Below are 16811 nucleotides of genomic sequence, written 5' to 3'. Positions count from 1 at the left end.
CCCGTGGTGCGACGCCGGCGCCCGCGTCAACGCGACGCTAGAATCGGCGCATGTCCACGCCACCCGCGATGCCCTCGCCGCCCCTCGCACCCCGCCATTGGCCCGCCTGGCTGGGCATCGGCACGCTGGCGCTGCTGGCGCGCATCCCGTGGCCGCTGCAGCGGGCCATCGGCCGGGGCATGGGCCAGGTCTTGCGCGTGGCCTTGCCCGCACGACGCCGCATTGCCGAGCGCAACATCGCGCTGTGTTTTCCGGCGCTGGACGACGTCGCGCGCGGCCGCCTGCTGCGCGACCATTTCGCCGCGCTCGGCATCGGCGTGTTCGAGTTTGCGCGGGCCTGGTGGGGTTCGGTCGCGCCGCTCCGTCGCGGGCTCGTGGTGGAAGGCCTGGAACATATCCAACAGGCGCACGCCGCAGGTCGTGGCGTCATCGTGGTCTCCGGCCACTTCACCACACTGGAAGTCTGCGGTCGCCTGATGTGCGACTTCGTGCCGCTGGCGGGGATGTACCGTCCGCATGCGGAACCGGCGATGGAGTGGGCGGTCAAGCGCGGCCGCCTGCGCTATGCCGCCGCGATGTTCACCAAGTCCGAGCTGCGACCGGTCGTCAAGCATCTCAAGCAGGGTGGCCTGCTCTGGTACGCGCCCGACCAGGACCCCAGCCGCGGCGATGCGGTGTACGTGCCGTTCTTTGGCCGCCCCGCGCACAGCCTCACCTCCACTCACCAGCTGGCGCGCTTGTCGGGCGCCGCCGTGATCGCCTTCGGCCACGAGCGCCGCGCCGATGGCGTTTACACCCTGCGCCTGTCGCCGGTGCTGGACGCGTTTCCCTCCAGCGACGCCACCGCCGATACCGCGCGGGTCATGGCCACGATCGAGGCGATGGCGCGACGCGCGCCCGAGCAGTACCTGTGGATCCACCGACGCTTCAAGCGCCAGCCGGACGGCACCTCACCCTATCTCTGACACGCAGGCCATGGACGACCGCGACAACGTACTCGTGATCAAGCTTGGCGCGCTGGGCGACATCGTGTTCGCCGATGGCGCGCTGCGCGACATCCGCGCGCAACATCCCAATGCGCGCATCTCCCTGCTGACCCGGCGCGGTTTCGTCCCGCTCATGCGTCGCTGCCCTTGGGTGGACGAGGTGATAGCGGATGACAACGCGCCGCGCTGGCGCCTGGACCGCATGCTTGCCCTGCGCAGGCAACTGGCCGCGGCGGGGTTCACGCGCGTCTATGACCTGCAGAACTCCCGACGCACCCGGTTCTATCGACGGTGGCTGTCGCCGCCGGGCGTGCACTGGTCGCAGGAGCCCCCCGGCGTGCTGCGGCAGGGCGCTGTCACCGACCGCCATGCCGCGCAGTTGGCCGAGGCCGGTGTGACCACCCTGCACACCGATCGACCGTCACCGGACTGGATCGCCGACGACGTCCACGGCTTGCTGCGCGACGCCGGCATCGGCTCGCCCTTCATCGCCCTCTTGCCAGGCTCATCGGCACGCAACCCGCACAAACGCTGGCCGCATTACGCCACGTGCTCCCATCGGCTGGCCGCGCACGGCCTGACCGTGGTTACCGTTCCCGGGATCGACGAACCCACGCTGGGCGACGGGTTCGCGGGAACCGTGCTCCGGCGCGAGGGACGGGCCTTGGGCCTCCACGATCTGGCCGGCGTACTGAAGGCGGCCGCGCTGGTGATTGGCAACGACAGCGGCCCCACGCACCTGGCCGCCTGCCTGGGCACGCCCTGCCTGGTGCTGTTCGACACCGACAACCCGGCGCGCATCAGCACCGGCGCCGAAGCACGGGGCGCGTACTGCCTGGATGCCCGCCCCCTCGCCGCGCTTCCGATCGACGCGGTCGTGGAGGCGGCGCTGCGTCAGCTTTCGCCGCCGGCCGCCTGAGACGCGTCGCTGCCGGACAACAGACTGCCCGCATACAGTGCGGCCAGCAGCAGGGTGAACCCGCCCCAGAACGTGGAATAGAACGCCAGGTGGGTGTTGAGCGGGAACACCGTGACGCCCAGCGCCAGCATGGCCGGCCGCGCCCGTTCGCGCGCCGCGGGCGCCGAGAACCGCCAGGCCCGCCACGCCATCGCCGCACCGGCCAGCCACATCAGCAGGCCAAACCCGCCGGTCTCGCTCAGGATCTCCAGCACGATCTGGTGCGCGTGGAACGCGGGGCCTTCGCCCCAGGCGGCAGGCTGGCCATGTTCGGCATCACAGGCCGGGAAGGCGTCGCGGAAGCCGCGGGCGCCCACCCCATTGACCGGATGTTCGCGCACCATGCACGCGGCGGCGGCCCAGATACGCCCGCGACCCGACAAGGCCTGGTCCACGCCGGACGAGTCCGCGTCCAGGGCATGCGCGGTGCGTGCCAACCGCTCGCGCACCTGCGGCGAACCGATGCCGACCACCACCAGGGCGACGGCCCCAAAGGCCAGCGTGAGCCCCAGCTTCTTCCAGCCCAGCAGCCGCCAACCGGAACAGACCAGCACCAGCGCATAGGTCAGCCACGCCGCGCGTGCGCCCGCCAGCAGCACGACCAGGCCGACCAAAGCGGCCGAGATCAGCCATCCCGCGGTCGCAAGGCGCGCGGCCGCGGCATACAGCAGGAACGGAGACAGGCTGGCCACGACAACGCCCAACTTGAGGTTGCAGGGCCCCAGCACACCGCTGAGCCGATCCAGGGCGGCGACTTCCTGGGCGCTGCACATGCCGTGCCCACTGATGGCCTGTTTGATCGCATCGATGCCGAAAAACAGCGGACTGGTCCCGGACAAGGCCTGCAACAGCGCATCGACCACCCACACCGCCAGGATCACGGCGAGCCCGCCGAACGTCACCCGTCGCCCATGCTCGTTGGCGACGGCGGAGGCGGCCAGCCACAGGAACGGCAGGTAGCGCAGGTCCTCGGCGGTCTGGGCGAAGGCGTGCACGCGATCCACTGCGTCGAAGGCCGACACCAGCTCAGGCAACCAGTAGGCGAAGAACAGTACGCTGGTCAGCGCCCAGGCCTGGTGGCTCAGCAGCTGGTCTCCGCCGCGGAAGCGGGACACGATCAGCTTGGCCAGGGCCACCAGTGCGCCCAGCGCGAGCACGCCTTCGGCATACCCCGCCGCGGGCCACAGTGCCACGTGCGCCAGGATCCATGCCGGCGCCCAGCGCCAACCCTGCACGGGCTGCGGGCGCGGACCGGCGCCTGCGAGGCGAGCGGGATCAGCGGACAAGTTCGGCGTAGACGGCAAGCGTGGCCTCCTGCATAGCACGCAAGGTGTGCGGCATCGTAACGGGTGGCGGTGGCGGATGGGCGAGCAGTTGCTGCGCTGTTATCCGCAAGGCCTCCGGGTCGAAGGGTGCCACCGCGCCACCGGGCTGCAACTCGCGCAGCAGCTCGCCCACGCCACCGTGGGCCCACCCCAGCACCGGACGCCCGACGGCCAGGGCCTCGATCACGGTGCGGCCAAAGGCCTCCGGCTTGCGTGACAGCTGCAACACCAGCGCACTCGCCGCATACGCGCGGGCGATGGCGTCGGTGGGCGGGGTGAAGGCAACGCGGTTGGCGATGCCCAGTTGCGCGGCCTCGGCCTCCAGTTCGGCGATATACGCTTCGCGCCCCGGCTCGCGCGCCCCCGGCAGCCACAGGCACACGTCACGACCGGCGTCGCGCAGTGCCGCCACCAGCGCCAATGCATCCGCGTGGCCCTTGAGTCGGGTGCCCCGGCCGGGCAGCAGCAACAGCGGGGCATCGCCAGCCAATGCCGGGTGCTGCATCGCCGCCCAGGCCCGCGCCTCGGGATCCTCCGACGGCGCGCGCGCGAAGGCGGTGGGCGCGATGCCACGCGGAATCACCCGCAGGCGCACGCGCGGCGTGTCGGGGTAGTGCCGCAGCACGTATTCGCGCACCGTGTCGGACACGCAGATCACCCGCTCGCCGCTGGCCATCACCGCGCTGTAGCGCGAGGGTGAATTGAGACCATGGACGGTGGTGACCCAATGCGGCCGCGTCGCCGCCGGCATCCCGCGCAGCGCCAGGCGCCCGACCCATGCGGGCAAGCGCGAGCGGGCATGCACGATGTCCACGCGCTCGCGCCGCAACAGCGTGCGCAGCGTGCGCACGTGACGCAGTGTCAGCAGGGACTTGCGGCCGATGTCGAGCGCGACGTGTTCGGCGCCGCTGGCAAGCAGGCGCGGCACCAGGCGGCCGCCGGCGGACACCACGATGGCGCGGTGGCCGGCTGCGACCAGCGCCTCGGCAATCTCAAGGGTGGAGCGCTCTACCCCGCCGGACTCCAGCGCGGGCAGCAACTGCACGACGGTCAGGCGCGCGGACACGCGTCGTCGCGACGTGCGGACCGGGGATCAGTCTTCCAGCACGTAGTGCGCGCCGCAGTACGGGCACTGGCACTCGCGCTCGGCTTCGATCGGCAGGTACACGCGCGGGTGCGAATTCCACAGCGCCATCGACGGCATCGGGCAGCTCAGCGGCAGGTCGCTGCGATGCACGACGTAACGCTGCTCGGCGTTGGCCTGGGTGGGATGCGTGTTGGCTGCGGTCATGGCGGTCGTGGGAAGCAATGCGGCTTGGACCGGCAGTTTACCAGCGGCGGCCCCGGGGGGCCGCATCGCGGCCGACGGGCCTCAGCGCGGCAGGTCGAACAACAGCACGTCGGCGCGGCCCGCGCCGCGACCACGCACCGACACCGTGCCGCTTTCGTCGGCGAAGCCCAGCGCATCGCCAGCGGCCAGCGTCCGGCCGTTGGCCTCGACCTCGCCGGTGGCGACCTGCAGCCAGTACAGCCGTCCCGCCTCCAGTGGGTAATCGACCTCGTCATCGGCCGCCAGCAATGCGCCAACCAGGCGCGCGTCCTGGCGGATCGGCAGCCCACCTTCACGGCCCTCGGCGGAGGCCAGCGTGGCCCAGGCGCCGTGGCGCTCGGCCGCATCGAAGGCCTGCTGCGCATAGGTGGGCGCGGCGTTGACCCGGTCGGGTTGAATCCATATCTGCAGGAAGTGCACCGGCGCGTCCTGCGACGCATTGAACTCGCTGTGTTCCACGCCGTGTCCGGCGCTCATCCACTGCAGCTCTCCGGGGCGGATCACGCCACCGCCGCCACTGCTGTCCTGGTGCGACAGTCCGCCCTCAAGCACGTAACTGAGGATTTCCATGTTCGCGTGGCGGTGAGGCGGGAAGCCCGCGCCGGGGGCGACGCGGTCTTCGTTGATCACCCGCAGCGGGCCGAAGCCCATCCAGGCCGGGTCGTAGTAGTGGCCAAACGAGAACGTGTGCCGGCTCTCGAGCCAGCCCGCGCGCACGTGGCCGCGGGCCGAGGATGGGCGTTCGATGATCATCCGTGCAGTTTAGAGGATCACGCCTCGCGGCAGGTTCGCCAAGCGCGATGACGGCCCGGCGACCACCTGCGGACGGTGGTCCGCAGGCGGTGGCTTGCCGATGCTTACTTGCCCTTACCCTTGCCCTTGGCCGGCGCAGCCGCCTCGACCTTCGGACCCAGCGCTTCGGTGGTGATGCGGATGGTCACCTCGTCGCTGACATTGGGGGCGTACAGGCCCACGCCGAAGTCGGTGCGCTTGATGGTGGTGCTGGCATCGAAACCGGCGGCCAGCTTCTTCGCCATCGGCTGCTCGCCGATCTTGTTGATGGTCACGTCCAGCACCACCGGCTTGGTGGTTTCCTTGATGGTCAGCTCGCCGAACACGCGCAGCTTGCCGTCGCCGGCGGCCTCGACCTTGGTGCTCTTGAAGGTGATGGCCGGGTACTTGGCGGCGTCGAAGAAGTCGGCGCTGCGCAAGTGCTCGTTGAACGCGGCCACGTTGGCGTTCAGGCCCGCGAGCGGGATGGTGACGTTGACCGAGGACTGACCGACGTTGTCGGCGTCATACACGATGGTGCCGTCGACCTGGCCGAAGTGGGCGATCGGGTTGGAGAAGCCGAAGTGGTTCCAGCTGGCGACGACGTCGGTGTGGTTGGGGTCCATCTTGTAGCTGACCGGCGCGGCGAAGGCGGCGGCGGTCGCGGTAAACAGGGCAGTGGCGAGGACAAGGCGCTTGAACATGGGGTGCTCCGGGCGTGGGGTGGAAGGTCGAGCGGGGGAGGAAGGGGTCGCAGGGCGTGCCGCGCCCCCGGTCGGGGTGGACGGCACGCACGGCGTTGGACATTGCAGGCCGTTTCGACGGCAACGCCCGCGAACGATCAGAGGATCTGCGCGGCCTCGTCGAACGGCAGGCGCGGCGAACGCGGGAACAACTTGGCCTGATCGCCGTGGCCGAGGTTGACGAGGAAGTTGGACTTGATCCGGGTGCCGGCAAAGAACGCGGCGTCGACTTTGGCGTTGTCGAAGCCCGACATTGGACCGCAGTCCAGGCCCAGCGCACGCGCCGCCAGGATGAGGTACGCGCCCTGCAGGCTGCCGTTGCGCAGGCAGATGGTCTCCAGCACGTCGTCGGGCTTGGTGTCGAACCAGCCCTTGGCATCGGTGTGCGGGAACAGGAACGGCAGCTTCTCGAAGAACGCCAGGTCGTAGCCGACGATGACGGTGACCGGGGCAGCCATGGTCTTGGCGTAGTTGCCCTCGTCCAACGCCGGGCCGAGCTTGGCCTTGGCTTCGGCGGACTTCACGAAGACGAAGCGCGCCGGCGAGGAGTTGGCGCTGGTCGGGCCCCACTTGGCCAGTTCGTACAGCTGGCGCAGGGTGTCGTCGCTCACTTCGCCGCCCAGTTCGTTGTGGGTGCGGGCGGTGGTGAACAGTTGCTCGAGCGACGCGGTGGGCAGGGTCCGGGACATCATCATCTCCATGGGTGTCGCGCCGGGTGACGCGACCGTTGGAGGAAAGTGTAGAGTCTCGCGAGCAGCGGCACAGTGACGCCTTCCGGAACGGATTGATGACAAACGTGCAACAACCCGACCGGCAGGAACGCGGGGGGCGGCGCCCGCCCGACGCCTGGACGCTGACCGACGGCGCCGCCGGAAACGTTCGCCAGGCCGAGGCGCTGGCCAGTGCCCTGGGCCTCGCCGCCAAGGCGTGGACGCTGCAGTCGCGGGCGCCCTGGCGCTGGGTGGCACCCCGTCGCTGCCCCGGTAGCCGACATGCCTTCGGACCTGCGTTTGCGAACGCGCTGGCGCACCCACCCGCGCTGGTGATCGGCTGCGGGCGACAGGCCGCGCTGGCCACCCGCCTCGCGCGCGAGGGCGGCGCACGCGCCGTGCAGATCCTTGACCCTCGCCTCCCGCCCACGCATTGGGATCTGCTGGTGGTGCCCACCCACGACGGCCTGAGCGGCGACAACGTGATCCCGGTGACGGGCAGCCTGAACCCGGTCGATGACCTGTGGCTCGCGGCGGCCCGCCGTGACTTCGCGCCGCTGGGCGCGCTGCCGGGCCCGCGAACGACGCTGCTGGTGGGCGGCGCGACCCATGCGGGCGACTTCGACGTGACCTCGTTCGAGCGGTGGCTGGGGGCGTTGGTGACTTTCGTGCGTGCCGAGGGCGGCAGCGTGCTGGCCACCGCCTCGCGACGCACGCCGGCCGCGGCCATCGAGCGGATGCAGGCGCATCTGGCGGAGGTGCCTGGCGTGATGTGGACCGGAACCGCCCTCGCCGGGGAGGCCAACCCCTACCCCGGCCTGCTGGGCTGGGCGGACCGCATCGTGTGCACCGCTGACTCGGTCAACATGCTGTCGGAGGCCGCGGCGACCAATGTCCCGGTGTTTGTCGCGGGGGAGGCCCAGGGACGTCCCAGGCGATTCGTCGAGCGACTCCACACGCTGGGGCGGGTGCGTCCACTGGCAGACCGGCTGACGCCTTACGACGTCACCGCCCTCCGTGAGACGCCCCGCGTGGCGGCCGAAGTCATGCAACGGCTGGGGTGGCAGGAGCAGCGCTGACCGACAGCGCCGGTCGGGGTCAGCCGACGTCGAAGGCCAGCCCGTGGGTCCGCGTCACCGCTTGCACCGCCGCACGTGCCGCCTCCAATCGCTCGTCAAAAGGCACTCGCCGCGGGCGACGGTCCAACGTGCATTCCAGCCCCAGCGTCAGCAGCGTGATGTGCGCCTGCCGCAGGCGTGCGGCCTCGTCGGCGCCCAGCTGGCCGCAGGCCTCGGCGGCGGTGATCAACTCGGCGGTTTCGCGCGGCACCTGCAGCGCGGTGCACGCGCCGGCATGCGCCAGCACCGTGGCCTGCAGCAGGAACTCCAGATCCACCAGACCCCCCGCGCCCTGCTTGAGGTCGAACAGCGCGCCGTCGGTGCGGTCCAACTCGGCCCGCATGCGCTGGCGCATCGCCACCACTTCCTCGGCCACCTTGGCGGGATCGCGCGGACGCGACAGCGTCTCCGCGCGCACGGCCTCGAAGCGGGACAGCAGCGCCGCGTCGCCCGCCACGCCGCGGGCACGCACCAGCGCCTGGTGTTCCCACGTCCACGCGCGCTCGCGCTGGTACTCGCTGTAGCTGGCCAGACTGGACACCAGCAGCCCTTTCGCCCCGTCCGGGCGCAGGCGTACGTCCACGTCGAACAGGCGGCCAGCGGCGGTCACCGCGCCCAGCAAGGCCACCACTTTCTGCGCCAGGCGCGCGAACCAGCGCACGGCCTCCAGCGGTCGGCCGCCATCGGATTGCGCATCTGCCGGCGCGTCGTAGAGGAAGACCAGGTCGAGGTCGGAACCGAAGCCCAGTTCCTCGCCGCCCAGACTGCCGTAACCGATCACCGCGAACTGCGCGCCGGGCACGTCACCGTGGGCGCCGCGTACCTCCTGTTGCGCCAGTTGCAGCACACGCGCGACCACGCCGTCGGCCAGCCAGGCGAGTTGCCGCGCACTGTCCACCGCTCCTTGGCGGCCGTCGCGCTGGGCCAATGCGATGCGGAAACTGAGCGCCTGACGCACCTCGTTGAGTGCTTGCAGCGTGGCTTCCGTGTCATCGCCGCCATCCACCGCGGTGCAGGCTTCGAACAGCGCCTCGCGCCCGGGCAGTGGGCCGGCGACACGCGCATCCAGCAGTTCGTCGAGCAGCAAAGGATGGGTGGCGAGGCGTTCGGCCAGCAACGCGCTGCGTCCCACCACTTCGACCAGCCGGGCCAAGGCTGCCGGCTGTTCGTCCAGCAGCGCGAGGTACGCGCTTCGGCGCAGCACGTTGTGCAGCAGGTCGAGCAATCGCCGCAGCGCCAGCATCGGCTGGGTCGCCGTGACCGCACCCTGCAGCAATGCCGGCAGCACCCGATCCAGACGCTGCCGCGCGCCCGTGGACAAGCCGCGGACGCCCGGGCTGCGGGAGAAGTCGCGCAGCATCGCGTCGGCGTTGCCGGCTTCGACGAAACCCGCGTCGGCCAAGACTTCGGCCTCACCGCCGTCGGGCAGCAACTGCCAGTACGTGGCCAGCGCGTCGGGCGCGCTGCTGCGCTGGCGCGGTGACAACAACGCGGCAAATTCCTCGCTCACGCGGTGACGGTGCGTGTCCAGTTCGGCACGCAGCGCATCCCACCCGGGATACCCCAAGCCGCTGGCGATTCGCTCGCGGTCCTCCGGACTGGTGGGGAGGGCGTGGGTCTGCGCATCGCGCAGCATCTGCAGCCGGTTCTCCAGACGCCGCAGGTAGCGATGGGCCTGGACCAGCGCCTGCGCCGCTTCCGGGGTGACCTGGTGCGCGGCCACCAGCGCCTGCAGCGCCGGGTGCAACTGCCGGCCGCGCAGTTCCGGCTCGCGCCCACCGCGAATCAGCTGCAACGCCTGCACCAGGAACTCGATCTCGCGGATGCCGCCGGGTCCACGCTTGATGTCGTCCGCCATCTCCTTGCGCGCCACTTCCGCGGCAATCGCGGCCTTCATCGCGCGCAGGCCATCCAGTGCGCCGTAATCGAGGTAGCGGCGGTAGACGAAGGGGCGCAGCGCATCGAGGAATCGCTCGCCCGCCTCGATGTCACCCGCCACCGGCCGCGCCTTCTGCCATGCATAGCGCTCCCAGTCCCGGCCTTCGCGCTGGAAATACTGCTCCATTGCGGCAAACGACCAGGCCACGCGACCGGCATTGCCATACGGGCGCAGGCGCAGGTCCACGCGGTGGCAGAAACCGTCCGCGGTCATGTCGTCCAGCAGCTTCGCGAGTTGCTGGCCGAGTCGCGCGAAATACTGTTCGGCCGGCAACGGCCTGGGCCCGTCGGATTCGCCTTCGTGCTCATAGGCGTAGACCAGGTCGACGTCGGAACTGAAGTTGAGTTCGCCGCCACCCAGCTTGCCCAGCCCGAACACCACGAGCCGCTGCGCGCGCCCCTCCGCATCGCGCACGATGCCGTGGCGGGCGGTGAATTCGCCCTCCAGTGCCGCCAGCGCTGCCTGCAGGCAGTCGTCGGCCAGCTGGGTGGCGCCGCGCAGCGTGGCGGCGACATCGTCGAAGCCCAGCACGTCGCGCCATATCAGCCGGGTCGACACCGCGGTGCGGTGGCGCCGCAACAGCGCAGGCCATTCCGCACGCTGCTCAAGGGTGAGCGCAGGGACCGGCCAGTCACCGCCGTCGTCTTCCAGCAGCCGATCCAGCAGGGACGGCTGGGAGGCGAGGGTGTGGGCGGCCAAATCGCTGACCTGGACCACCTGCGCCACCCGGGCGGCGATTTCGGGCTGGTCGAGTCGCTCGGCGACGCCGGGGCCGCTGGCGCGCAGGCGCACGAAGGCCCGCTCCACGTGCGGCGAGTACACAGGAGCTTGCGAGGCGACGGCGTGGGGAGCGGAATCCATGGCGCGATTCTGTCATGCCCGCTTCCGCGGCCGATGGCGGGACACGGATCACTGGCACGCGAAACCCGCGGGGCACCAGAGCTGTTTGGCGCAGCGCCACCCCCGAGGATCGCGCAATAAAAAAGCCCGCCCCGGTCGAACCGGTTGCGGGCCTGCTCCCTCCCCCACGTCGGGATGCAGGTCGATCGTGAAGGATTTGTTAGGGGGATTGCACGCTGCAGTGCAAAAAAGAACTATCCGGTACAGAAACGCAATGCAAGCCCTACGTTGGGCGTACAGTCCCCCGCCATACCCGGGGCGATAATGCCCTCGTGTCCGGCCATTTTCCCTCCATGACCCCCGACCGTATCCGCGACCCCCGCCTTCTGGACCGCGTCATGTCCGCCGAGGCGGCGGCCGAATTCATCGAGCCCGGCACCACCGTCGCCATGAGCGGCTTCACCGGCTCCGGCTACCCGAAGGTGGTGCCGATGGCATTGGCCCGCCGCATCGAACACGTGCATGCCCAGGGCCAGCCATTCCAGATCCGCCTGTTGACCGGCGCCTCCACCGCGCCCGAGCTCGACGGCGCGCTGGCCAAGGCCAATGGCCTGGCATTGCGCCTGCCGTTCCAGTCCGACCCGGACGCGCGCAAGCGCATCAACGAAGGCACGCTGGAATACATCGACGCGCACCTGAGCCATGTCGCGCAGCATGCGTGGTTCGGCTTTTATGGCGAGATCGACACCGCGGTGATCGAGGTCTCGGCGATCCGCGAGGATGGCGCGCTGGTGCCTTCCACGTCCGTGGGCAACAACAAGACCTGGCTGGACCTGGCGAAGAAGGTGATCGTCGAGGTAAACGATTGGCAGCCCGCCGGCGTCGACGGCATGCACGACATCTACTACGGGACCGCGCTGCCGCCGCATCGCAAACCGATCCCGCTGGTCAATCCTGACGACCGCATCGGCGAGACCGCGTTGCGCTGCGACCCGGCCAAGATCGTCGCGGTGGTGCGCACCCACGGCCCGGATCGCAACAGTCCGTTCAATCCGGCCGACGCGACCAGCCAGCAGATCGCCGCGCACTTGGTCGAATTCCTGAAGCACGAGGTCAAGGCCGGCCGCCTGCCGCCCAACCTGCTGCCGTTGCAGTCCGGCGTGGGCAACATCCCCAACGCCGTGCTGGAAGGGCTGGCGGCGAGCGGTTTCCGCGACCTGACCGCTTTCACCGAAGTGATCCAGGACGGCATGCTCGACCTGTTGCGCGAAGGCATCATCACCAGCGCCTCCTGCACCGGTTTCGCACTCAGCCCGGACGCGAACGAACGCTTCAAGCAGGACATCGATTTCTATCGCCAGCGGATCGTGATGCGCACGCAGGAAATCTCCAACCACCCCGAACTGGTGCGCCGTCTGGGTTGCATTGGCATGAACGGCATGGTGGAGGCCGACCTGTACGGCAACGTCAACTCCACCCACATCATGGGCACGCGCATCCAGAACGGCATCGGCGGCTCGGGCGACTTCGCACGCAACGGCTTCCTGTCAATCTTCCTCAGCCCGAGCACGGCCAAGGGAGGCACCATTTCCTCGATCGTGCCGATGGTCAGCCACGTGGACCACACCGAACACGACGTCTCGATCCTCGTCACCGAGCAAGGCCTGGCGGACCTGCGCGGGCTGTCGCCCAAGCAGCGCGCACGGCAGGTCATCGCGCACTGCGCGCACCCGGACTATCGCGATGCGCTGCAGGACTACTTTGATCGCGCCAGCCGCGACAGCTACGGCAAGCACACGCCGCACCTGCTGCCGGAGGCGTTGTCGTGGCACCAGCGGTGGCTGGACACGGGCAGCATGCGCGCCTGACGGCGCGTGGCAATGCAAAACGCCCCGCGAACCCGCGGGGCGTTTTGTTTACTGCGGCAGAACGGGCGCTGCGATCAATAGCGCACGGCGCGCGCAGCGTTCACCCGCCCGGCGCCGAAGGCATCATCGTTACCCGGCTTGCCCAGATCGTCCGACGAGGCCCGCAGGATGCGCTCCACGTCCGCGGGCGCCATCTCGCCGCCGTGCTTGCCGATGACCAGCGCGGCCACGCCCGACACGTGCGGCGCGGCCATGCTGGTGCCGGCCGACCAGGAGTACGACGCGAAAACCTGCCCGCCGCTGATGGCATAGCCGCCCGACGCGAAGACCATGTCGAACACCCAGCACGGACGAACAAGGCCCGACGCGGTGCAGTTCTCGTTGCCGGCATACGCACTGTCACCACCGGGCGCCGCGAACGCGATCACCGACTGGCCCCAGTTGGAGTACGAGGCCAGACCGTCCAATCCGGTGCTCGTGGGCGCCTTTGCCCAGCCGTTCGGCGCGGTGGCCGACACCGCGAGCGCTCCGGGCAGTTGCGCCGGGAACGCGCGCAGGTTCGCGCGGTAGCAGCCGTCGACGTCGCACACTTCCACGCCACTGTCGTGGTCGAGGTCGCGGCCATCGTTGCCCGCGGACACCACGGTAAGCGCGTTGTGCCGGCGCGCGTACTGCACGGCGCGCTTGGTGGCGTTGACCAGTTCGGCGACGTCATTGGCGCCCTTGCCATTCACCGGCAAGCCACCGCGCACGCCCAGGCTCATGTTGATGACATCCGCGCCCTGATCGGCGGCGTACACGATGCCCTGGATGATGCCGCCGAAGCTGCCGCTGCCCGAGAACTCCGACAGCACCTTCACCGCAATGACCTTGGCCTGCGGGGCCACGCCGATCGTGCCGATGCCGTTGTCAGGTGACGCGATGGTGCCGGCCACGTGGGTGCCGTGGTTGAAGCCGTTGGTGTAGACGCGGCAGACACCCTCATTGGGGACGAACGAAGCCGACTGTGTCAGCAACAGGTTGCCGGCAATGTCCGGATGTTGGCACGCCACGCCCGAGTCCAGCACGGCCACGGTGGCGCCCGCGCCGCGGTAGCCGGCGTTCCAGGCACCGGCCACGTCGATCGCCGCACTGCCCCACTGCAGGTCGAAGCGGGTGTCGTCGTCGCCCGACGCCGGCGGGTTGGCGATGTCGGGGCCGATCACCTCGGTGGACTCGGGGATATCGAACTGCAGCGCGATGTCGGCCACCGCCGAGCGCACGCCGGGCACCCGCGATGCGCGCACGGCGAAACCGGCATCGTCGGATTCGACAATCGCCACGCCGATCTGCGGCAGCCGCGCAGTCACGCGTCCCCCGGCGGCTTCCACCTTGTTGGCGAGTGACTTGTCGAACGACTGGGCGTTGGCGGTAACGACGTACGTGGCTGCCTGGGCCGATGCGGCGCCGAAGCAGCCCAGCGCGAGCACGATGGCCCGGTTGAGCGTGGTCATGGTTGTCCCCTATGGAAGAAGTGATCCCTGGTTGAAGCAACGCCCCGCCCGGCGACCTCCCGACGTGGGGAGTGGCGAAGCGGCGGCGTCAAAGAATCTCCACGCATAAAGCGGGAATGACCGGCCACACCCGGCGCCCCGCGGCGGACAAAAAAAACAGGCCCGCCGAAGCGGGCCTGTCGGGTACTGCGCGGTGCGGCCGGACTTAGAAGTCCATGCCACCCATGCCGCCCATGCCACCGGCGCCCGGCATCGCCGGCTCGTCCTTCTTCGGCAGCTCGGCGACCATCGCCTCGGTCGTGATCATCAGACCGGCGATCGACGCGGCGTTCTGCAGCGCGGTGCGGGTGACCTTGGTCGGGTCCAGGATGCCGGCTTCCAGCATGTCGACGTACTCGCCGTTGGCGGCGTTGTAGCCGAACGCACCGGTGCCCTCGATCACGCGATTCAGCACCACCGACGGCTCTTCACCGGCGTTGGTCACGATCTCGCGCAGCGGGGCTTCCATCGCGCGCAGGGCGATCTGGATGCCGTGGTTCTGGTCTTCGTTGGCACCCTTCAGGCCCGTGATGGCGGCCTTGGCGCGCAGCAGCGCGACGCCGCCGCCCGGGACGATGCCTTCCTCGACCGCAGCGCGGGTGGCGTGCAGCGCGTCTTCGACGCGGGCCTTCTTTTCCTTCATCTCGATCTCGGTCGAGGCACCGACCTTGATCACCGCCACGCCGCCGGCCAGCTTGGCCACGCGCTCCTGCAGCTTCTCGCGGTCGTAGTCCGAGGAGGTCTCCTCGATCTGCGCCTTGATCTGCTTGATGCGCGACTCGATGCCGGCGGTGTCGCCCGCGCCGTCGATGATGGTGGTGTTCTCCTTCGAGACCTGCACCTTCTTCGCGCGGCCGAGGTCCTTGATCGTGGCCTTGTCCAGCGACAGGCCGACTTCCTCGGAGATCACGGTGCCACCGGTCAGGATGGCCATGTCTTCCAGCATCGCCTTGCGACGGTCGCCGAAGCCCGGGGCCTTGACGGCGCAGACCTTGACGATGCCGCGGATGGTGTTGACCACCAGGGTCGCCAGCGCTTCGCCTTCCACTTCCTCGGCGATGATCAGCAGCGGCTTGCCGGCCTTGGCGACGCCTTCCAGCACCGGCAGAAGGTCACGCACGTTGGAGATCTTCTTGTCGTGCAGCAGGATGAACGGATCGTCCAGTTCGGCCTGCATCGACTGCTGGTTGTTGATGAAGTACGGCGACAGGTAGCCGCGGTCGAACTGCATGCCCTCGACCACGTCCAGCTCGTTCTCCAGGCCCGAACCGTCTTCCACGGTGATCACGCCTTCCTTGCCGACCTTGTCCATCGCCTGGGCGATCAGGTCGCCGATGTTGGCGTCGGAGTTGGCCGAGATGGTGCCGACCTGGGCGATTTCCTTCGAGGTCGACGACGGCTTGCTGATCTTCTTCAGCTCGGCGACGGCGGCATGCACGGCCTGGTCGATGCCGCGCTTGAGGTCCATCGGGTTCATGCCGGCGGCGACCGCCTTCATGCCCTCGCGAATGAACGCCTGCGCCAGCACGGTGGCGGTGGTGGTGCCGTCACCGGCGTTGTCGGAGGTCTTGGAAGCGACTTCCTTGACCATCTGCGCGCCCATGTTCTCGAACTTGTCGGCCAGTTCGATTTCCTTGGCGACGCTCACGCCGTCCTTGGTGATGGTCGGCGCGCCGAAGCTCTTCTCGAGCACGACGTTGCGGCCCTTCGGGCCCAGGGTGGCCTTGACGGCATTGGCGAGCACGTTGACGCCGCGCACCATCTTGGCGCGTGCGTCCTCACCGAAACGAATTTCCTTGGCAGCCATTGCGGATTACCTCAGCAAAAAAAGATTGGATTGAAGAAGGGGAATGCGACGGTGCGGCGCGGGGTCCGCCGAGGCGGTCGCCGGTCGCGGACGCGAGGTCGCGCCCGGCACGGCCCACGCCGCGTGCGATCAGCCGAGGATCGCGAAGATGTCGTCTTCCTTGACCACCAGGTACTCGTTGCCGTCGAGCTTGACCTCGGTGCCGCTGTACTTGCCGAACAGCACCTTGTCGCCAACCTTGACCTTCGGCGCGCGCACGCTGCCGTTGTCCAGCACCTTGCCTTCGCCCACGGCGACGACTTCGCCCTTGATGGGCTTCTCGGTGGCGGAGTCGGGGATGACGATGCCGCCGGCGGACATCTTTTCTTCTTCCATGCGCTTCAGGACAACACGGTCGTAGAGCGGCTTGATATTCGACATGACAACCTCGTAAGTGGTTGAAAGGGTGGGGAAAGATTACAAATATTAGCAGTCGGCCAAGGCGAGTGCCAAAACCCGGGACGGCAGCGCCCGGTCGAACCGGGACCGCGCAGAGATGGGGCGCCCCGGGAAGCCTTTCAAGGGCCTGCCCGGCACGGGCATGCACGGCGCAAAAAGAAAGGGCGTGCCCCCGAAGGTCCACGCCCTTTCCGGTACGGAGATGGCCATCCTCAGCTTGGCGCAATCCCGCGCCCCCTCCCCAGACCAGACACCCCATGTCGCACCGGCCTCCTGCCGGCATGCGTCAGTATTGACCACGCTGCGTCACGTCAACAGCCCTGCCCGCGGCGCAGGACGCCACTTCGGGTGTCCATACCGCGACAGATGTCGCAACAAAACGTGAATACATGGCGCTCAATGAGCAGGGTGGCTACCACAAGCGCACACGTTGCGTGTCTATTGAT

Annotated in this window: 14 protein-coding genes; 4 read left to right on the top strand and 10 right to left on the bottom strand. The window is 69.1% G+C overall.

Features of this window, described 5'->3' with window-relative positions:
- Nucleotides 1-50 precede the first annotated feature (50 nt).
- Together lpxL and ACYVBS_RS11820 are read left to right on the top strand one after the other, a co-directional pair.
- Complete coding sequence (lpxL, locus tag ACYVBS_RS11825) at nucleotides 51-965, top strand: LpxL/LpxP family Kdo(2)-lipid IV(A) lauroyl/palmitoleoyl acyltransferase (RefSeq protein ID WP_460823841.1); 915 nt, start codon at nucleotides 51-53, stop codon at nucleotides 963-965.
- 10 nt (nucleotides 966-975) lie between these two features.
- Nucleotides 976-1905, top strand: coding sequence for a glycosyltransferase family 9 protein (locus ACYVBS_RS11820; RefSeq protein ID WP_460823840.1), 930 nt, complete (start codon nucleotides 976-978; stop codon nucleotides 1903-1905).
- Here the strand turns inward: ACYVBS_RS11820 and ACYVBS_RS11815 are convergent.
- The 6 genes from ACYVBS_RS11815 to ACYVBS_RS11790 form a co-directional block, all read right to left on the bottom strand.
- Nucleotides 1881-3179 carry an O-antigen ligase family protein gene (locus ACYVBS_RS11815; RefSeq protein WP_460823908.1) on the bottom strand — a complete coding sequence of 433 codons (1299 nt, stop codon included), beginning with the start codon at nucleotides 3177-3179 and terminating at the stop codon, nucleotides 1881-1883. The genes ACYVBS_RS11820 and ACYVBS_RS11815 overlap by 25 nt on opposite strands.
- 40 nt (nucleotides 3180-3219) lie before the next feature.
- A complete protein-coding gene (locus tag ACYVBS_RS11810; protein WP_460823839.1) occupies nucleotides 3220-4335 on the bottom strand; it encodes a glycosyltransferase in 1116 nt (371 codons plus the stop codon).
- 27 nt (nucleotides 4336-4362) lie between these two features.
- Nucleotides 4363-4560 (bottom strand): zinc-finger domain-containing protein, encoded by a 198-nt coding sequence (locus ACYVBS_RS11805; RefSeq protein ID WP_460823838.1) that lies wholly within the window; start codon nucleotides 4558-4560, stop codon nucleotides 4363-4365.
- 81 nt (nucleotides 4561-4641) lie between these two features.
- Nucleotides 4642-5352, bottom strand: a complete 711-nt coding sequence (locus ACYVBS_RS11800; protein ID WP_460823837.1) for a pirin family protein — start codon at nucleotides 5350-5352, stop codon at nucleotides 4642-4644.
- Nucleotides 5353-5456: 104 nt separating this feature from the next.
- Nucleotides 5457-6215 (bottom strand): YceI family protein, encoded by a 759-nt coding sequence (locus tag ACYVBS_RS11795; protein ID WP_460823907.1) that lies wholly within the window; start codon nucleotides 6213-6215, stop codon nucleotides 5457-5459.
- Nucleotides 6212-6802, bottom strand: coding sequence for a malonic semialdehyde reductase (locus ACYVBS_RS11790; protein WP_460823836.1), 591 nt, complete (start codon nucleotides 6800-6802; stop codon nucleotides 6212-6214). The genes ACYVBS_RS11795 and ACYVBS_RS11790 overlap by 4 nt, the downstream gene beginning before the upstream one ends.
- A 98-nt stretch (nucleotides 6803-6900) precedes the next feature.
- On the opposite strand from ACYVBS_RS11790, the gene ACYVBS_RS11785 reads away from it, so the two are divergent.
- Nucleotides 6901-7902 carry a mitochondrial fission ELM1 family protein gene (locus ACYVBS_RS11785; RefSeq protein ID WP_460823835.1) on the top strand — a complete coding sequence of 334 codons (1002 nt, stop codon included), beginning with the start codon at nucleotides 6901-6903 and terminating at the stop codon, nucleotides 7900-7902.
- Between the two features lie 19 nt (nucleotides 7903-7921).
- On the opposite strand, the gene glnE is transcribed toward ACYVBS_RS11785, so the two are convergent.
- Complete coding sequence (gene glnE, locus ACYVBS_RS11780) at nucleotides 7922-10741, bottom strand: bifunctional [glutamate--ammonia ligase]-adenylyl-L-tyrosine phosphorylase/[glutamate--ammonia-ligase] adenylyltransferase (protein ID WP_460823834.1); 2820 nt, start codon at nucleotides 10739-10741, stop codon at nucleotides 7922-7924.
- 332 nt (nucleotides 10742-11073) lie between these two features.
- On the opposite strand from glnE, the gene ACYVBS_RS11775 reads away from it, so the two are divergent.
- Nucleotides 11074-12588 (top strand): acetyl-CoA hydrolase/transferase family protein, encoded by a 1515-nt coding sequence (locus tag ACYVBS_RS11775; protein ID WP_460823833.1) that lies wholly within the window; start codon nucleotides 11074-11076, stop codon nucleotides 12586-12588.
- A gap of 74 nt (nucleotides 12589-12662) precedes the next feature.
- Here ACYVBS_RS11775 and ACYVBS_RS11770 read toward each other — a convergent pair whose 3' ends face one another.
- The 3 genes from ACYVBS_RS11770 to groES all read right to left on the bottom strand — a co-directional run bounded on the left by ACYVBS_RS11770 (nucleotide 12663) and on the right by groES (nucleotide 16347).
- On the bottom strand, nucleotides 12663-14081 hold the full coding sequence (locus ACYVBS_RS11770) for a S8 family peptidase (protein WP_460823832.1): 1419 nt from the start codon (nucleotides 14079-14081) through the stop codon (nucleotides 12663-12665).
- 205 nt (nucleotides 14082-14286) lie between these two features.
- Nucleotides 14287-15927, bottom strand: coding sequence for a chaperonin GroEL (gene groL, locus ACYVBS_RS11765; protein WP_460823831.1), 1641 nt, complete (start codon nucleotides 15925-15927; stop codon nucleotides 14287-14289).
- A 129-nt stretch (nucleotides 15928-16056) separates the two neighbouring features.
- Complete coding sequence (groES, locus tag ACYVBS_RS11760; protein WP_460823830.1) at nucleotides 16057-16347, bottom strand: co-chaperone GroES; 291 nt, start codon at nucleotides 16345-16347, stop codon at nucleotides 16057-16059.
- Nucleotides 16348-16811 lie beyond the last annotated feature (464 nt).

This window comes from Lysobacter olei, assembly GCF_054777355.1.
The sequence above is the reverse complement of the archived record's forward strand: the minus strand, read 5'-3'. Positions and strand labels throughout refer to the sequence as shown.